This window comes from Thermomonas mangrovi, from assembly GCF_028201335.1.
Taxonomy (GTDB): Bacteria; Pseudomonadota; Gammaproteobacteria; order Xanthomonadales; family Xanthomonadaceae; genus Thermomonas; species Thermomonas mangrovi.
Genome location: NZ_JAPEVV010000004.1, coordinates 75,878 through 91,611, shown reverse-complemented (window position 1 = coordinate 91,611; position 15,734 = coordinate 75,878). Strand labels below are relative to the sequence as shown.

At 71.9% G+C, this 15,734-nt stretch carries 17 protein-coding genes; 8 read left to right on the top strand and 9 right to left on the bottom strand.

What is annotated here, in order from left to right; genetic code table 11:
• Positions 1-42: 42 nt before the first annotated feature.
• The 4 genes from ON759_RS08375 to aroE all read left to right on the top strand — a co-directional run bounded on the left by ON759_RS08375 (position 43) and on the right by aroE (position 3,946).
• On the top strand, positions 43-372 hold the full coding sequence (locus ON759_RS08375; protein ID WP_271679918.1) for a hypothetical protein: 330 nt from the start codon (positions 43-45) through the stop codon (positions 370-372).
• The gene (locus ON759_RS08370; protein WP_271679917.1) at positions 365-2,002 is read left to right on the top strand and encodes a PA domain-containing protein; all 1,638 of its coding nucleotides are present in this window, start codon (positions 365-367) and stop codon (positions 2,000-2,002) included. The genes ON759_RS08375 and ON759_RS08370 overlap by 8 nt, the downstream gene beginning before the upstream one ends.
• A gap of 74 nt (positions 2,003-2,076) precedes the next feature.
• Positions 2,077-3,069 carry a porphobilinogen synthase gene (hemB, locus tag ON759_RS08365; RefSeq protein WP_271679916.1) on the top strand — a complete coding sequence of 331 codons (993 nt, stop codon included), beginning with the start codon at positions 2,077-2,079 and terminating at the stop codon, positions 3,067-3,069.
• Positions 3,070-3,100: 31 nt separating this feature from the next.
• Positions 3,101-3,946 (top strand): shikimate dehydrogenase, encoded by an 846-nt coding sequence (gene aroE, locus ON759_RS08360; RefSeq protein ID WP_271679915.1) that lies wholly within the window; start codon positions 3,101-3,103, stop codon positions 3,944-3,946.
• Position 3,947: 1 nt separating this feature from the next.
• Here the strand turns inward: aroE and ON759_RS08355 are convergent, their stop codons facing one another.
• From ON759_RS08355 to ON759_RS08320, 8 genes are read right to left on the bottom strand one after another with little or no spacing between them, the layout of a single operon-like run.
• Positions 3,948-5,249, bottom strand: coding sequence for a DUF58 domain-containing protein (locus ON759_RS08355; RefSeq protein ID WP_271679914.1), 1,302 nt, complete (start codon positions 5,247-5,249; stop codon positions 3,948-3,950).
• Positions 5,246-6,229, bottom strand: a complete 984-nt coding sequence (locus ON759_RS08350) for an AAA family ATPase (protein WP_271679913.1) — start codon at positions 6,227-6,229, stop codon at positions 5,246-5,248. Before ON759_RS08350 ends, ON759_RS08355 begins: the two co-directional genes overlap by 4 nt.
• A complete protein-coding gene (locus tag ON759_RS08345; RefSeq protein WP_271679912.1) occupies positions 6,226-7,347 on the bottom strand; it encodes a DUF4350 domain-containing protein in 1,122 nt (373 codons plus the stop codon). The genes ON759_RS08350 and ON759_RS08345 overlap by 4 nt, the downstream gene beginning before the upstream one ends.
• Positions 7,344-8,864 (bottom strand): DUF4129 domain-containing protein, encoded by a 1,521-nt coding sequence (locus tag ON759_RS08340; RefSeq protein WP_271679911.1) that lies wholly within the window; start codon positions 8,862-8,864, stop codon positions 7,344-7,346. The genes ON759_RS08345 and ON759_RS08340 overlap by 4 nt, the downstream gene beginning before the upstream one ends.
• Entirely contained in the window at positions 8,854-9,843 is a 990-nt protein-coding gene (locus ON759_RS08335; RefSeq protein ID WP_271679910.1) for a stage II sporulation protein M, read from the bottom strand. Before ON759_RS08335 ends, ON759_RS08340 begins: the two co-directional genes overlap by 11 nt.
• 5 nt (positions 9,844-9,848) lie before the next feature.
• Complete coding sequence (locus ON759_RS08330; RefSeq protein ID WP_271679909.1) at positions 9,849-10,529, bottom strand: RDD family protein; 681 nt, start codon at positions 10,527-10,529, stop codon at positions 9,849-9,851.
• Positions 10,529-11,062 carry an RDD family protein gene (locus tag ON759_RS08325; RefSeq protein ID WP_271679908.1) on the bottom strand — a complete coding sequence of 178 codons (534 nt, stop codon included), beginning with the start codon at positions 11,060-11,062 and terminating at the stop codon, positions 10,529-10,531. Before ON759_RS08325 ends, ON759_RS08330 begins: the two co-directional genes overlap by 1 nt.
• 34 nt (positions 11,063-11,096) lie before the next feature.
• Positions 11,097-11,684 (bottom strand): gamma carbonic anhydrase family protein, encoded by a 588-nt coding sequence (locus ON759_RS08320; protein WP_271679907.1) that lies wholly within the window; start codon positions 11,682-11,684, stop codon positions 11,097-11,099.
• 70 nt (positions 11,685-11,754) lie between these two features.
• On the opposite strand from ON759_RS08320, the gene ON759_RS08315 reads away from it, so the two are divergent.
• Positions 11,755-13,188 (top strand): coniferyl aldehyde dehydrogenase, encoded by a 1,434-nt coding sequence (locus ON759_RS08315; RefSeq protein WP_425608466.1) that lies wholly within the window; start codon positions 11,755-11,757, stop codon positions 13,186-13,188.
• A gap of 34 nt (positions 13,189-13,222) precedes the next feature.
• A complete protein-coding gene (gene xth, locus ON759_RS08310; RefSeq protein WP_271679905.1) occupies positions 13,223-13,993 on the top strand; it encodes an exodeoxyribonuclease III in 771 nt (256 codons plus the stop codon).
• Positions 13,994-14,057: 64 nt separating this feature from the next.
• Here the strand turns inward: xth and ON759_RS08305 are convergent, their stop codons facing one another.
• On the bottom strand, positions 14,058-14,312 hold the full coding sequence (locus ON759_RS08305; RefSeq protein ID WP_271679904.1) for a GlsB/YeaQ/YmgE family stress response membrane protein: 255 nt from the start codon (positions 14,310-14,312) through the stop codon (positions 14,058-14,060).
• 169 nt (positions 14,313-14,481) lie between these two features.
• Between ON759_RS08305 and ON759_RS08300 the strand changes: the two genes are divergently transcribed.
• Together ON759_RS08300 and rsmG are read left to right on the top strand one after the other, a co-directional pair.
• Positions 14,482-15,054 carry a 4'-phosphopantetheinyl transferase family protein gene (locus ON759_RS08300; protein WP_271679903.1) on the top strand — a complete coding sequence of 191 codons (573 nt, stop codon included), beginning with the start codon at positions 14,482-14,484 and terminating at the stop codon, positions 15,052-15,054.
• A complete protein-coding gene (gene rsmG / locus ON759_RS08295; protein WP_271679902.1) occupies positions 15,051-15,698 on the top strand; it encodes a 16S rRNA (guanine(527)-N(7))-methyltransferase RsmG in 648 nt (215 codons plus the stop codon). The genes ON759_RS08300 and rsmG overlap by 4 nt, the downstream gene beginning before the upstream one ends.
• The last annotated feature ends 36 nt before the right edge of the window (positions 15,699-15,734 follow it).

Below are 15,734 nucleotides of genomic sequence, written 5' to 3'. Positions count from 1 at the left end.
AACGCCGGGCGGATCGGCCGCCGCAGCAAGGGGATCAAGACGATGTCAGGAACGATCAAGCACGGCTGCCTGGTGGCAGCCGGAATCGCCATCGCCGCGCTCGCGGCAGGCAACGCGCACGCCGGCAAGCCGATGAACGTGCTGCAGAAGAAGGCGGCAGCCGACGCCATGGCCCGCGAATACCAGGCGCAGCAGGCTGCCAAGGGCATCGCCGCCAAGTCGGCCCCGGCGACCCTGGCGGGCGACGGCGGCGCATCGGTCCCGGACGACCTGCACAACTACCTGCATGCGCAGGTGGATGCGAACGGCAAGGTCCGTATCCTGGAAACCGATGGCCCGACCACCCCCGCCAAGGAGGCGAACGATGAATAAGTCGCCCCGTCTGGCCCTTGCCACCGCGGTATTGGTCGCACTCGCCGGCCTCTCGCAGGCGCAGGCCGCCGACATCATTCCGGTCATCACCGACCCGGCCGGCGTGGGCTACAACGACACCACCCCCGCGACACCGGTCGGCGGCAACCCGGGCACCACCAGGGGCGAGCAACGCCGCTACGTCGCCAACTACGCCGCCGCGTTGTGGGGCAGCGTCCTGCAGAGCGACGTGCCGGTCTTCGTGCAAGCCCGCTTCCTCAGCCTCGCCCCGGGCGTGCTCGGTTCGGCCGGCGCCACGTTCGTGAACCGGGACTTCGCGAACGCGCCGGTGGCGGGCACCTGGTACCACACGGCGCTGGCCGATTCGATCGCTGGGACCGACCTCGTGCCGGGCCAGTTCGACATCCAGTCGCAATTCAGCACCAACTTCACCTTCTACTACGGCCTGGATGGCAACACCCCCGCCGGCCAGGTCAACTTCCTGGACGTGGTGATGCACGAATACGCCCATGGCTTGGGCTTCTCGAATTTCGAGAACGAGGCGAGCGGCGCATTCTTGAGCGGTATCCAGGACATCTACTCCGTGTTCACCTACGACAACACGGCGCAGAAGTACTGGACGGCGATGACGCAGGCGGAACGCGCCACGTCCGGCGTCAATTTCGGCAACGTGGTGTTCACCGGCCCGCGCGCGACTGCGGGCGCGGCGCTGCTGCTGGACGATCGTCAGGACTTCCGGGTGCTGACCCCGGCGGCGATCGCCGGCAACTACGCCTACGGCACCGCCAGCTTCGGCCCGGCGCTGACCACCAGCAACTTCAATGGCGAGGTGGTCCTGTCGCAGGATGCGGCGGATGCCGCTGGCCCGAGCACCACCGACGGCTGCTCGCCGCTGTCCAACGGCGCCCAGGTCGCCGGCAAGATCGCGCTGATCGATCGCGGCACCTGCGGCTTCACCATCAAGGTCAAGAATGCCCAGAATGCCGGGGCGATCGGCGTGATCATCGCCGACAACGCCGCCGGCAACCCGCCGCCGGGACTCGGTGGCGCCGATCCGACGATCACCATCCCGTCGATCCGCGTGACCCAGGCCGCCGGCGCGAGCTTCAAGGCCAACCTGCCGATGACCGTGGGCTTCGTCATCGACCCGACCAAGCTGCAGGGTGCCGACGACCTCGGCCGTCCGCGCCTGTTCATGCCCAACCCGGTGCAGAGCGGCTCGTCGGGCTCGCACTACGACAGCATTGCCGCGCCCAACCTGCTGATGGAGCCGGCGATCAACGGCAGCCTGCGCGGCTATTACAACCTCGACATCACCCCGCACCTGCTCGCGGACATCGGCTGGCGGCTGAACACCGGCAATGCCCAGATCGGCAGCCCCAGCGTCCCGGACTGCGACACCGGGATCAAGGTGGTCAACGATGGCGGCCTGATCGGCGGCGCCACCATCCAGGCCAGCAACGAGGTGTGCCTGCTGTCCGCGCAGACCCGCAACCAGTACTACAACTGCATGGACGCCAACCGCGACCGGATGGTCGCCAGCGGCGTGCTCACCGCGACCCAGGGCAACAAGATGATGATGTGCGCCAAGCGCGTGCAGAGCCACCAGGTCTTCCCGCTCGCGTTCTGAGTTCCGGTTCCGGTACCACCACCGACCGGCGCCTTCGGGCGCCGGTCTTCTTTTGGGCGGCGTAAACTGCGCCGATGAGCTATCCCCATACCCGCATGCGGCGGATGCGCCGCGACGACTTCTCGCGCCGGCTGATGCGCGAGACCGTGCTGACCGCCAACGACTTGATCTACCCGGTGTTCGTGCATGAGGCCGCCGGACGCGCGCCGGTCGACTCGATGCCCGGCATCGAGCGCCTGTCGATCGACGAACTGCTGCGCGTCGCCGAGCAGGCCAGCGAACTGAAGATTCCCGCGCTGGCGCTGTTCCCGGTCACCGCACCCGAGGCCAAGTCGCTGACCGCGCATGCCGCCTGGGACGACGACGGCCTGTGCCAGCGGGCGGTGCGCGCGCTGAAGCAGCGCTTCCCCGGCCTCGGGGTGATCACCGACGTCGCGCTGGACCCGTACACCAGCCACGGCCAGGACGGCCTGGTCGACGACACCGGCTACGTCATGAACGACGAGACCGTGGAAGCGCTGGTGAAGCAAGCGCTGTCGCACGCCCGCGCGGGCGCCGACGTGGTCGCGCCAAGCGACATGATGGACGGGCGCATCGGCGCCATCCGCGGCGCGCTGGAGGACGACGGCTTCATCCACACCCGCATCCTGGCCTACAGCGCGAAGTACGCCTCGGCGTTCTACGGTCCGTTCCGTGACGCGGTCGGCTCGTCGGGCGCGCTCGGCAAGGGCAACAAGTCCAGCTACCAGATGGACCCGGCCAATTCCGACGAGGCCCTGCGCGAAGTCGCGCTCGACCTGGACGAGGGTGCCGACATGGTGATGGTCAAGCCGGGCCTGCCCTACCTCGACATCGTGCGGCGGGTGAAGGACGCGTACGGCGCGCCGACCTTCGTGTACCAGGTCAGCGGCGAATACGCGATGATCAAGGCCGCCGCGCAGAACGGCTGGCTGGACGAACGCGCCTGCGCGCTGGAGGCGCTGGCGAGCATCAAGCGCGCCGGTGCCGATGGCGTGCTGACCTATTTCGCGCTGGACGCGGCCCGCTGGCTGCGCGAGGCGCACTGACGCGGCCGCGCGCGGCCACGGGAGCCCTGCGATGGAAGCCCTGCATGCGGTGTTCGGGCACCCGGTGGCGCATTCGCTGTCGCCGCGCATCCATGCCGCGTTCGGACGGCAGGCCGGGATTGCGCTGCGCTACGAGGCGATCGACGTCGAACCCGCCGGCTTCGCCGCGGCGCTCGCCGCTTTCGCCGCGCGCGGCGGCAGCGGCGCCAACGTCACCCTGCCGCTGAAGGAAGCGGCGTTCGCGCTGTGCACCGAGGCCAGCGAACGCGCCCGGCGCGCCGGCGCGGTGAACACCCTGGTCCGCGGGGAGGATGGGGCCTGGCGCGGCGACAACACCGACGGCAGCGGCCTGGTCCGCGACCTCACCCAGCGCCACGGCCTGGACCTGCGCGAGCGGCGCACGCTGCTGCTCGGCGCAGGCGGGGCCGCGCGCGGGGTGGCGCCGGCGTTGCTGGACGCCGGCATCGGCGAGCTGACCATCGCCAACCGCACCAGCGCGCGCGCCGACGCGTTGGCCGACGCGCTCGGCGATCCGGCCCGCGTGCACGTGCGTTACCTCGACGACCTCGCCGCGCAGGGCGAATTCGACCTGGTGGTGAACGCCACCTCCGCCACGCGGGGGGGCGAGCTGCCCGCGCTGCCGATGGCCCTGGTCGGGCCACGCAGCGTCGCCGTCGACCTGAGCTACGGCGACGCCGCGATCCCGTTCCTGGCCTGGGCCCGCGCCGCCGGATGCCGGCAGTCCGTGGATGGACTGGGCATGCTGGTCGAGCAAGCGGCCGAGAGCTTCCGGATCTGGCACGGCGTGCGCCCGGAGACGGACGCGATCCACGCGGAACTGAGCAATCGCGCGCCCGCGCTGGTGACCGCCGATTGACTCAGAGCCGCCCCTCGCGCTTGATCGCGAGGTAACGCTCGACCAGCGCCGCCGGTAGTTCCGCGCAGGTCACGTCCAGCACCCCGACGCGATGCGCGCGCAGCGCGTCGTGCGCGGCGGCGCGTTGCGCGAGGTAACGCGCGGCGGCCGCGGCACGCACCGCCCCCGGCAGATCCTGCGCAGGCCCGTCGAGGGCACCGGCCAGGCTTTCCTCGCGCAGGCTGGCGACCACCACGTGGTGCCGCTGCTGCAACATGCGGACCGCGGCCAGCAGGTCCTCCATGTCCTCGTCGCGCAGGTTGGTCACCAGCATCACCAGGCTGCGCCGGCGATGCCGCAGGCTGAGCTCGGTGGCGGCGGCCAGGTAATCGGTCGCCACCGGCGTGGGCTGCAGCGCGTAGGTCTCGCGCAGGAACACGTCGATCGCGCCCATGCCGCGCTGCGGCGCCACCCAGCGACGCTCGCCGCCGCTGGCCAGCAGGCCGACCGCGTCGCCCTGGCGCAGGGCGAGGTAGGACACCACCAGCGCCGCATCCAGCACGTGGTCGAAGTGGCTCAGCGCGCCGTCTCGCGCCAGCATGCGGCGGCCGGTGTCGATCACCATCAGCAGGTGCTGGTTGCGTTCGTCCTGGTACTCGCGCGAGATCAGCCGGCGCATGCGCGAAGTCGCCTTCCAGTCGACCTGGCGCAGGCTGTCGCCGACGCGGTAGTCGCGCATCTGGTGGAAGTCGGTGCCTTCGCCGCGGCGCCGGCGCACATGCGCGCCCACCATCCGCGAGGCCTGTTCCGCGCCGAGCAGGGCCAGGCGCGCCAGCGGGGCGAAGTTGGGGAAGACGCGCACGCGCTGGGCGGTCCCGACGACGCGCCGCTGCCGCCACAACCGCCACGGCGAATGCAGCCGCAGGTGCACGCCGTCGAAGCCGAAGTCGCCGCGCTCGTCGGGCCGCAAGCGATAGGCGAAGCGCACGCCGGCATCCGGCACGAGGTCGAGCGTGCGCGGCAGCCCGTCCGCCTGCCAGCCCTGCGGGTGCAGGTCGTGCAGGTCCACGCGCATCGCCCGCGCACCGCCGTCGACCACCAGTTCGACCTCGCGCTCCACGCCGACCGGCCATGCCTCCGGCGCCACCCGGGCGACATCGGGCGTGGCCAGCCGTCGCAGGCGCCAGGCATCCAGCGCCGCCACCAGCACCAACACCCCGCCATAGGCGATCCACGCCGACGCCGGCAGCAGCCCGAAGCTTGCCGCCACCCCGGGCAGCAGCCAGGCGAGCACCAAGGCCAGCAGGAGCGGCGCGGGCCTCACTGGCGGGGCGCGTCCACCTTGGCCAGCAATGCGTGCAGCACGTCGTCGGCGGACTGGCCTTCGATCTGCAGTTCCGGGGCCAGCGCGATGCGATGCCGCAACGCCGGCTTGGCGATCCCGCGGACATCGTCCGGCACCACGAAGTCGCGGCCCTCGAGCATCGCCTGCGCACGCGCGGCGCGCACCAGCGCGATGCTGCCGCGCGGGCCGGCGCCCAGCGCGATGCCCGGCCAGGTGCGGGTCGCGGCGACGATGCGCACCGCGTAGTCGAGCACCGCGGCATCGACCCGCACCGCCGCCGCGCGCCGCTGCAGCATCAGCACCGCGGCCGGGTCGGCGACCTGCGCCACCTGCGAGAGGTCGAAGTCCGCGGCGGTCCGGCCTTCGCTGACCGCGGCGACCATCCGCTTCTCGTCGACCAGGCTGGGGTAGCCGATCAGCACCTTCAGCAGGAAACGGTCCAGTTGCGCCTCGGGCAGCGGATAGGTGCCCTCCAGTTCCAGCGGGTTCTGCGTCGCCAGGCACATGAACGGCGGCGGCAACGGGAAGCTGTTGCCCTCGATGGTGACCTGCTGCTCCTGCATCGCCTCCAGCAGCGCGGACTGGGTCTTGGCCGGCGCGCGGTTGATCTCGTCGGCCAGCAGCAGGTTGGTGAACACCGGCCCGCGGCGGATCTCGAAGCGTTCCTGCTTGGGATCGAACACCGCATGCCCGCTGATGTCGCTGGGCATCAGGTCGGGGGTGAACTGCACGCGCGCATGCGCGCACCCGAGCGCCTGCGACAACGCGCGCACCAGCAGCGTCTTGCCGAGGCCGGGCACGCCCTCCAGCAGCACGTGGCCGCCGGCGAGCAGGGCGATCATCACCGCATCGAGGACGTCCTCCTGGCCGATGAAGGCCTTGCCGACCTCGGCGCGGATGGCGGCCGCCAGCGCGTCGGCGCCGTCGGGCAGGGAAGAATCGTGGGCGTCGGTGGTCACAGGCGTGTCCTCAGGTCGATCAGGCGGGCGATGCGTTCGCGGAATTCGCGCTTGTCGCGCGGGGGGCGGGTGTCGAGGGCGGCGCGCACTTCGCGCACGCCGAGGCCGCTGCGTTGCGCGACCAGCGTGGCGCGCGCATCGCCTTCCAGCGCGGCGGCCAGCGGGTCGCGCCGGCGCAGGCGGTCCAGCACGGCGTCGCGCATGGCGGCGTGCAGGGTGCCGAAGCGCCCGTAGCGCAGCAGGTGCTCGCCGCTGGCCTGCACGTGTTCAAGCAGGGAGCGGCGCGCGGCCGGGGGGCTGGCGAGCAGCGGGCCGAAACGCTGGCTGCGCATCCACAACCAGGCCAGCAGGGCCAGCGCGAGCGGCAGCAAGGCCATCCAGGCGCGGTCCAGCAACCAGCGCCACAGCGGCGGCATGTCGGCCGCGTACACCAGGTGGTAGCGCCCCGCGCCCCAGCCCGGCGCCAGCAGCTGGCGGGCGAAGACCTGGTGCGGGACGTCGCGCAGGCTGCGGTTGTCGAGCATCTCCAGGCTGCCGGCCAGGTCGACCGTGCCGCGCCCCTGCGCGAAGCGCGCATACGCATGCAGCCCCTGGTCGTTGCGCCAGGCCGCCAGCGGGCGGGCGTCGTCCGCGAGGCGGAAACGCGGCGCGCGGCAGAACTCGACATGGTCGGGCTGGCCCGGGATCCGCAACGACAGGCAGCGGGCCGGCAGCAACAGCGGCTGGATCGGCAGCCACTCGGCGAGTGTGCCGGCGGGATTGACGCCCTTCTGCCATCCCGGCAGCCGCAGCACCAGGTGCCCGCCGGCGTCGACGAAGGCGAACAGGTCGTCCCATTGGGTCGGGGTCACCGTCCGCGGATCGCCGAGCAGCACCACGGTATCGCCGGGCCGCAGCGCCATCTCCGCCACGTCCAGCCGCTGCCGCGACGCCACCACCTGCCCTTGCGCACGCAAGGCGAGCTTCAGCGCATACAGCGGGTTGTAGGTCGCCTCGCCGCGCGGCGGCAGCTTCACCGTTTCCTGCTTGCGTTCGTGGGTGCTGAAGAACCAGGCCGCGCCCAGCGCCAGCGCGATGGCGACCAGCACGCCCGGCAGCACCGTGCGCATGCGGCTCATGCCGGCGTCCCCCACGCGAAGCGCGCGGCCAGGCGCGAGGCCAGCGCGTCGAAGCCGGCGTCGTCGGGCAGGCGCTCGGCATAGGCGGCGTATTGCCAGACCCGCACGACCTGCGCGAAGGCATCGCGGTCGTCGGCGTCCGCCATCCCGCGCGCGGCGCGCAGGCATTCGGCCTCGGTCGCGCCCGGCACCAGCACCGCATCGATCCGCGCCGCCATCGCTGCGACGCTGGCGCGGTACAGCAACGCAAGGGCCCGCCGACGCCGTCCCGCGGACCACAGCGCGCGCGCGGCCGCGGCCGGATCCGCCGGCAGCGGTTCCGCGTCGGCATGCGGCTCCAGCCGCAGCGCCGTCGGCGCGGGCGCGGGCGCGGCGGTCAGGTCGCGCATCCACGGCCACCAGGTCTTGCGGGTCCACGCCAGCAACAAGGCCAGGCCGCCGAACAGGAACCACAACCCGTATTCGCCCAGCGCGGCGATCGCGTCCCCCACGCGCTGCAGCCACACCGGGACCTCGCTGTCCTGGCGCGGCTTGCGCGGATCGCGCGACACCCAGCGCGTGACCTTGCGTTCGGGCGAGAGCAACGGGTCGCGGTACGCCGCCTCGGTGGCGGCCTTGAAGGCGCGCGCATCCTCGAGGTCGCCGAACACCCGCGGCAAGGTCGACGGCGCCGGCGTGGCCGCCTTCCTGGGGGGGTCATCGGCCGCGGCCGCCGGCGGCATGGGCAGGCACAGCATGGCGCCGACCAGCAGCGCGGTGGACAGGCCCGCGATCCGCGTGCGCAAGCGACGGAAGGCGAGCTCGATGTCCCAGCCTTCGATCTGGGTGCGGCGGTTGAGGTACATCCCGAAGCCGGCGCCGACGTAGAACGGTTCGATCGCGCTGCTGGCGACCCACACCAGCGCATTGCCCGCCAGCTGCGCCCAGCGCGGCGGCGCTTCGAACGCGAGCGTCCACAGCGCGCGCGCCGATTCCGACAGGAACTCCACCGGCACGAACAGCACCACCGAGGCATACATGCCGAACACCAGCACGGCCTCGAAGTTCGCGCAGGCCAGGGTCAGCAGGATCGCCATCCCGCGCGCCGAGCCGCCGATCACTTGGCGACGCGCACCGCCGCCCGCGCCGCCCTCCAGCAGGTCGACCGGCAGGTACAACGCGCGCGCCGGCCCCAGGCGCCGCCACGTCAGGTAAGCCGCCATCGGCCGCCAGCCCCAGCGGCGTTGCGCGGCCAGGGTCTCGCGCACCGCGGGCGCCTGCCCGAACACCGCGCGCGACAGCACGTACAGCGGCACGCGGTCGAACACCGGCTTCAGCCACCACATCGCGAGCGCCGCCAGCGGCACCAGGTCCAGCGTCCACGCCAGCGCGTTGAGCACGACGAACAGGGGCAGGGTGATCGCCGCCCACGGCAACCAGATCGCGCGCGCATGCCGCCGCACCAGCGCGATGCCGAGCTCCATCGCCTCCCACGGCGAGCGCGGGCGCAACTCGACCTGGACCTGGTCAAGCCGCATGCCGGTCGCGCCCCCCGCGCCACAGCCACAGCAGGACCATCAGCCACAACGCGCCGCCGACCCCGAACTTGACCGCCGCCGGGATCCAGCCGATCGAGGACCAGAACGCCTCGATGAAGGCCGCGACCACCAGCATCGCGAACACCCCGAGCGCCAGCCGCGCGCCGCGCCGCCCGCCTTCGACCAGCGCATCCACGCGACGCCGGCGCCCGGGCGCGAGCACCCCCAGCCCGAGGCGCAGGCCAGCACCGCCGGCGATGACGATCGCGGTCAGCTCGAACGCGCCATGCCCGGCGACGAAGCGCCAGAACGGATCGCCCAGGCCGACGCCCTGTAGGTGGCTGGCCATGCCGCCGATCATCAGCCCGTTCATGCCCAGCACCAGCACCGGTCCGATCCCCGCCAGCAGCCCGCTGGCGAAGCTGCGCAGGCCGATGGAGACGTTGTTCATCACGTAGTAGCCGAACATCTGCAGGTCCTCCCCGGAGTCGCGGCCCAGTTTCGACGCGGCGGGGTCGTACATCGCTTCCATCTGCGCCAACTGGACCGGCTCGAACAGGGTGTGGATCAGCTCGGGCCGCACCTGCACCGCGACGAAGCTCAGCACCAGCGGCAACGCGAACATCAGCAACGCGGCGGCCATCGCGCCACGTTCCGCGCGCACCAGCCGCGGGAAGTCCGCGAGCAGGAATTCGACGCTGCGCCGCCAGCGCGGCGGCGGCGGGCGGTACATCACGTCGTGGCCGCGCTGCACCAGCGCCTGCAGGCGCTCCACCAACTGCGGGCTATAGCCACGGCGGCGCGCGAGCCCGAGCTGCTGGGTCAGGCGCCGGTAGGCCGCCGGGACCGCGCTGTCGTCCATCCCGCGCCAGTCGCGGTCCGCACGCGCCCGCCGCGGACGCCCGCCGCGCGCATCCAGCCAGGCATCGAAGGCCTGCCATTCGGCCTGGTGCCGGGCGATGAAGTGTTCCTGGCGCATCGGCCTCAGCGCCTGCCCAGCAGCCAGTTGGCGATGCCCTGCAAGGCGACCACGCCATCCGCGCCGCGCGCCCCGGTCAGCGGTTCGGCGATGTCGGCGAGTTCGGCCTGGCGTTCCGGGGTCAGCCGCGGCGCACGCTCGGCGAAGGCGACCACCGCCGCCTGCTCCGCCGGCCGCAAGGCGACCCGTGGCGCCGCCACGTCCGCGGTCGGGACCAATGGTTGCGCCTGCACGCGCGGCGCATGCACCACCAGGGTGCCGGCGACGATGTCGCCGAGGCGCCGCCCCCAGGGATCGGCCAGGCTGCTCACCAGGCCGCAGGCATAGCCGAACGGCAGCATGTCCACGGTGCGCATCAGGTTGCGCACGCAGGCGGCGAGCCAGCCCACCGGCGCGCCGTCGCTCGAGACCACGCGCAGGTCGAGCACGCGCTTGCCCGGCGTCTGTCCGTTGAACAGGCCCTCGCACACGATCGGGTAGGCCCAGAACACCAGGAACAGCATCACCAAGTACAGCCCCATGCCGCCCTCGCCCAGCGCCCCGAAGATCGCGGAGCACACCGACAGCAGGGCCAGCCGGATCGCGAGGTCGATCGCCCAGGCCAGCGCGCGCGGCACCGGGCCGGCGGCCGGCAGGCGCAGGGCCACGCCCTCCGGCGTGTGGACCTCGCGGACGGTGTCGAGCATCAGGCGTCGACGACGATGGTGTCCGCGAACAAATCGTGCAGGCAGCGCTTCTCTTCGCCGAAGATGAACAGCGGATCGGCCAGCGCGAACAGCGCGCCGAGCAGCGGGATGTTGCCGATGACGCCGGGCACGAAATAGCGCAGCCAGAAGATCCGGCCGAGGCCGGCGCGGCTGCCGTCCTTGCGCACGATGCGGATGCCCATCAGCTTCTTGCCGAAGGTCTGGCCGTGCCGGTGCAGCATCACCAGCTGGTAGATGGCGAACGCCACCATCGAAATGCCCGCCGCCGCGAGCACCGCCATGGCCAATGGCGACATCGCCCCGTTGCCGCCGCTGCCGATCGCCGGCACCAGGATCGCCGCGGCGATCGCGATCGCCATGATCGGCACCGCATCCAGCAACACCGCGGCCAGTCGCGCCCCGCGCGAGGCCTTGGCCATGGCATCGCTGCCGGCGACGTCCTGCACCCGCGCCGCCGGCGCGGCATACGGATTGGCCGGCGCGTGCGCATCGGCCGTGTTGTACGGATCCATCCGGTGACCTCGTATCCTTTCCCCGCCCGCGACTTTACCGATCGGGATCGCCGGGGGGAACGGCAAGATTGCCGCAGGCGCGCAGGTACTCGTCCTTCAGCCGCACGTAGTGGCCCGCGCTGTAGTACAGCGCCTCGATCTCCGCGTCGGACAGCAGCCTGGCCTTCTTCGCCGGATTGCCCAGCCACAGCTCGCCCTCGCCGACCACCTTGCCCGGCGGCACCAGCGCGCCGGCCCCGACGAAGCCGTGCTTCCGCACCACCGCGCCATCCAGCACGATCGCGCCCATCCCGATGAGCACCGCGTCCTCGATCGTGCAGGCGTGGATGATCGCCTTGTGGCCGATGGTCACGTCGTTGCCGATGCGGGTGGCGAAGCCGCCCAGTTTCGCGTGCGGGCCGTCGTGGCTGACATGGATGACGCTGCCGTCCTGCAGGTTGGTGCGATCGCCGACGCGGATGAAGTTGACGTCGCCGCGGACCACGGTGAACGGCCAGACGGACACGTCGTCGCCGAGCACCACGTCGCCGATGACGCTGGCCGCCGGATCGACGTAGGTGCGCGCGCCAAGGGTGGGCAAGCGGTCGCGGAAGGGGCGCAGAACGGACGATTTGGTCTCCATGCGCGCATTCTAGAGCCAGCCTGCAGCGACCCGGGTCTACACTCCGGCCATGAACGCGACCGCCGACGCCATGCCCCTCCAGACCACCGCCCACCAGGGCCAGGACGCCACCGCGGTCGCCGCGCTGGCGCCCACCCTGCAAGGCCTGCGCACCGCCTGGCAGGCGCGCAAGCCCGACCACGCGCAACGCCGGCGCGACCTGCAGCGGCTGCGCGACGCCCTCAAGCGACGCCTCGACGAGATGGCCGATGCGATCGCCGCCGACTTCGGGCATCGCTCGAAGGACGAAAGCCGGATCGCCGACGGCATGACCGTGCTCAACGACATCGACCACCTGCTGCGCCACCTGCGCGGGTGGATGAAGCCGCGCCGGGTCGGCGTGGGCTGGCGCTTCCTGCCGGCGCGCGCGCAGGTGCGGCCATCGCCGTTGGGCGTGGTCGGGGTGATCGCGCCGTGGAACTACCCGGTCAACCTGGCGCTGATCCCGCTGGCCACCGCGATCGCCGCCGGCAACCACGTCTACCTGAAGCCGTCGGAACACACGCCGCGCACCAGCGAATTCCTGCGCTCGCTGCTGGCCGAGGTGTTCCCGGCCGAGCGGGTGGCGGTGGCGCTCGGCGGCGCCGAGGTCGGTGCCGCGTTCGCCGCGCTGCCGTTCGACCACCTGGTGTTCACCGGCTCCACCGCGGTCGGGCGCAAGGTGATGGCGGCGGCCGCGCCGAACCTGACCCCGCTCACCCTGGAACTCGGGGGCAAGTCGCCGGCGATCGTCGCCGACGACTATCCGGTCGCCAAGGCCGCCGCGCGGATCGCGACCGGCAAGTGGTTCAACGGCGGCCAGACCTGCATCGCGCCGGACTACGTGCTGGTGCCCGCCGGCCAGCGCGATGCCTTCGTCAACGCCCTGCGCGCGGAAGTGCAGGCGCGCTACGGCGCCGACCTGTCGAACCTGTCCGACTACACCCGCGTGGTCAACGCCGGCCAGTACGCCCGCCTGCAGGGCTACCTCGACGATGCCGCCGCGCGCGGCATCGAAACGCTCACGCTGGCCGGGCGCGCCGATCCCGCGTCGCGGGTACTACCGCCGACCGTGTTGCTGGAGCCGGGCGACGACGCGACGGTGATGCAGGAGGAGATCTTCGGGCCACTGCTCCCGGTGAAGTCGTACCGCACGCTCGACGAGGCCATCGCCTACGTCAACGCGCACGACCGGCCGCTGGCGCTGTATCCCTTCAGCCACGACCGCGCCACGGTGGAACGGATCCTGGCGCGCACGCTGGCCGGTGGGGTCTCGGTCAACGACACCCTGTTCCACTTCGCGGTCGGCAACCTGCCGTTCGGCGGCGTCGGCCCCAGCGGGATGGGCGCCTACCATGCACGCGCAGGCTTCGATGCGATGAGCAAGCAGTTGCCAGTGTTCTGGCAGGCGCGCATGACCGGCGGCGACCTGCTGAAGCCGCCGTATGCGAAGGCGAAGTGGTTGCTCGACCTGATCATCCGCTGAGCGCCGGCGCGTGGCATCGACTAGGATGCCGCGCATGAAGATCGCCAGCTGGAACGTCAATTCGTTGAACGTGCGCCTGCCGCAGCTGCAGCAGTGGCTGCAGGACTTCGCGCCCGACGTGGTCGGCCTGCAGGAGACCAAGCTGGAGGACCACCGCTTCCCCGACGGCGCGCTCGCCGAGCTCGGCTACCGCAGCGTGTTCCACGGGCAGAAGACCTACAACGGGGTGGCGCTGCTGGCGCGCGGCCGCAGCCTCGACGAGGTGCAGGTCGCCATCCCCGGCTTCGACGACGCGCAGGCGCGGGCGATCGCGGCGACCGTGGACGGCGTGCGCATCGTCAACCTCTACGTGGTCAACGGGCAGGACCTCGGCACCGACAAGTACGCCTACAAGCTGCGCTGGCTGGACGCCGTGCACGACTGGATCGCGGGGGAACTGCAGCGCCATCCGCGGCTGGTGGTGCTGGGCGACTTCAACATCGCGCCCGACGACCGCGACGTCCACGATCCGGCGGTGTGGAACGACGGCCACATCCTGACTTCGGCCGCGGAACGCGCCGCGCTGCAGAAGTTGCTGGCGCTCGGGCTGCACGACGGTTTCCGCCTGCACCACGACGACGCCGGCGTGTTCAGCTGGTGGGATTACCGACAGGCGGCGTTCCGCCGCAACCTCGGCCTGCGCATCGATCTCACCCTGGTGTCGGATGCGTTGCGCGGAACCACAGAGGACGCCGGCATCGACCGCACGCCGCGCACCTGGGACCGCGCCAGCGACCACGCGCCGGCCTGGGTCGCGCTGCGGTGATCGCGCAAACGAAACGGGCCCGGCATTGCCGGGCCCGTTCGCGACATCCGTGTCGAACCGCGCTTCAGCGCACGCGGCCGCGACGGAACAGGTTGACGATGGCGAGCAGCACGATCGCGCCGATCAGGGCGGTGATCAGGTAACCCAGGGTGCCGCCGAAGTTGAGGCCGACCATCGGCAGCAGGAAGCCGCCCAGGAAGCCGCCGATGATGCCGACGATGACGTTGAGGATGATGCCCTGCTGGCCATCGGTGCGCATGACCATGCTCGCGAGCCAGCCGGCGATGCCGCCGACGATCAGCATGATGAGGAAATTCATGGGTGTGCCTCCTGGTGTGGTGTGGGACGGGTGGTTTGGCGCCCGCGTCGATGGCCTCGATGCCTGCGCCGCCGTGGGGTAGGCGCAGTGTCTGAACCCTTGCGTGACGGGGATGTCTTCACAACGCCGGCTTGCGGGCGGCGTTCAGCCATGTTCACCTGAGGTGACGATGGAGCCCGTCGCCCCCGACGCCGACCTGCGGCTGCACTGGATGCCGCGTCCGCCCGATGCGCTCGCCAGCGCGCGCGACTGGTTGCGCGAGATCGCCGGCGGCGACGCGGCGCGTGCGCTGCAGCGCGACGCGCGCGGTCGCCCGCGCCTGCCGCCGGGGCACGGCGACATCGGCTGGTCGCACAGCGGCGATGCGCTGTTGCTGGCGTGGGTGCCGACCGGCGTGGTCGGCGTCGACATCGAACCGCGTGCGCGCCGGGTGCCGGCGCAGCGGATCGCGCGACGCTATTTCGCCGACGACGAAGTCGCGGCCCTCGCCGCGCTGGCGGACGTCGCGCGCGACGACGCCTTCCTGCGCCTGTGGTGCGCGAAGGAAGCGGTGCTCAAGGCGCATGGGCACGGATTGTCGTTCGGGCTGCACCGGCTGGCCTTCGATGCGACGGCCACCACGCCCCGCCTGCTGCGTTGCGATCCCGCGCTCGGGGCCGCGTCCGACTGGCGCCTGCATGCCCGCGATGGCGACGGGCATGTCGCCGTGGTGGCGCGCCACGACGGCATACTGCCCGCATGAGCACCGACATCGACACGCTGCGCCCGGAACTGGCCGCCGGGCTGGAGGCGCTGGGCCTGCCCGCCGCGCTGGCCACGCCGCTGCTGGCCTATCTCGCGCTGCTGGCACGCTGGAACGCCACCTACAACCTGACCGCGATCCGCGACCCGCGCGACATGGTCGCCAAGCACCTGCTGGATTCGCTGGCGATGCAGCCGTTCGTGCGCGACTTGCGGACGCTGGCCGACCTCGGCACCGGCCCCGGCCTGCCCGGCATCCCGCTGGCCATCGCCACCCCGGGGCTGCAGGTCACCCTGGTCGAGAGCAACGGCAAGAAGGCGCGCTTCCTGCGCGAAGCCGCGCGCCAGCTGGGGCTGGGCAACGTGCAGGTGGCCGAATCGCGGATCGAGGCGTTCCGCCCGGGCACGCACTTCGACGCCATCACCGCGCGCGCGCTGGCCACGCTGCCACTGATCCTCGAGCTCGGCGGCCACCTGCCCGGCCCGGGGGGACGCCTGCTGGCGATGAAGGGCGTGGTCCCCGACGAGGAGATCGCGACCCTGCCCGCCGGCTGGCGACTGGCCGCGGTGCACCCGTTGCGGGTGCCGGGGCTGGACGCGGAGCGCCACCTGGTCGAAGTCGCCCGCGACCGGCCTGAGGCATAATCGACGGCCCGGCGCGCGTCGCGACCGGTCCTCCGC

What these genes read in the sequence shown, in the direction of transcription:
- ON759_RS08375 (WP_271679918.1), top strand. Translation starts at nt 43, where the DNA reads ATGTCAGGAACGATCAAGCACGGCTGCCTGGTGGCAGCCGGAATCGCC.
- ON759_RS08370 (WP_271679917.1), top strand. Translation starts at nt 365, where the DNA reads ATGAATAAGTCGCCCCGTCTGGCCCTTGCCACCGCGGTATTGGTCGCA.
- hemB (WP_271679916.1), top strand. Translation starts at nt 2,077, where the DNA reads ATGAGCTATCCCCATACCCGCATGCGGCGGATGCGCCGCGACGACTTC.
- aroE (WP_271679915.1), top strand. Translation starts at nt 3,101, where the DNA reads ATGGAAGCCCTGCATGCGGTGTTCGGGCACCCGGTGGCGCATTCGCTG.
- ON759_RS08345 (WP_271679912.1), bottom strand. Translation starts at nt 7,347, where the DNA reads ATGAGCCGCATGCGCACGGTGCTGCCGGGCGTGCTGGTCGCCATCGCG.
- ON759_RS08340 (WP_271679911.1), bottom strand. Translation starts at nt 8,864, where the DNA reads ATGCGGCTTGACCAGGTCCAGGTCGAGTTGCGCCCGCGCTCGCCGTGG.
- ON759_RS08335 (WP_271679910.1), bottom strand. Translation starts at nt 9,843, where the DNA reads ATGCGCCAGGAACACTTCATCGCCCGGCACCAGGCCGAATGGCAGGCC.
- ON759_RS08330 (WP_271679909.1), bottom strand. Translation starts at nt 10,529, where the DNA reads ATGCTCGACACCGTCCGCGAGGTCCACACGCCGGAGGGCGTGGCCCTG.
- ON759_RS08325 (WP_271679908.1), bottom strand. Translation starts at nt 11,062, where the DNA reads ATGGATCCGTACAACACGGCCGATGCGCACGCGCCGGCCAATCCGTAT.
- ON759_RS08320 (WP_271679907.1), bottom strand. Translation starts at nt 11,684, where the DNA reads ATGGAGACCAAATCGTCCGTTCTGCGCCCCTTCCGCGACCGCTTGCCC.
- ON759_RS08315 (WP_425608466.1), top strand. Translation starts at nt 11,755, where the DNA reads ATGCCCCTCCAGACCACCGCCCACCAGGGCCAGGACGCCACCGCGGTC.
- xth (WP_271679905.1), top strand. Translation starts at nt 13,223, where the DNA reads ATGAAGATCGCCAGCTGGAACGTCAATTCGTTGAACGTGCGCCTGCCG.
- ON759_RS08305 (WP_271679904.1), bottom strand. Translation starts at nt 14,312, where the DNA reads ATGAATTTCCTCATCATGCTGATCGTCGGCGGCATCGCCGGCTGGCTC.
- ON759_RS08300 (WP_271679903.1), top strand. Translation starts at nt 14,482, where the DNA reads ATGGAGCCCGTCGCCCCCGACGCCGACCTGCGGCTGCACTGGATGCCG.
- rsmG (WP_271679902.1), top strand. Translation starts at nt 15,051, where the DNA reads ATGAGCACCGACATCGACACGCTGCGCCCGGAACTGGCCGCCGGGCTG.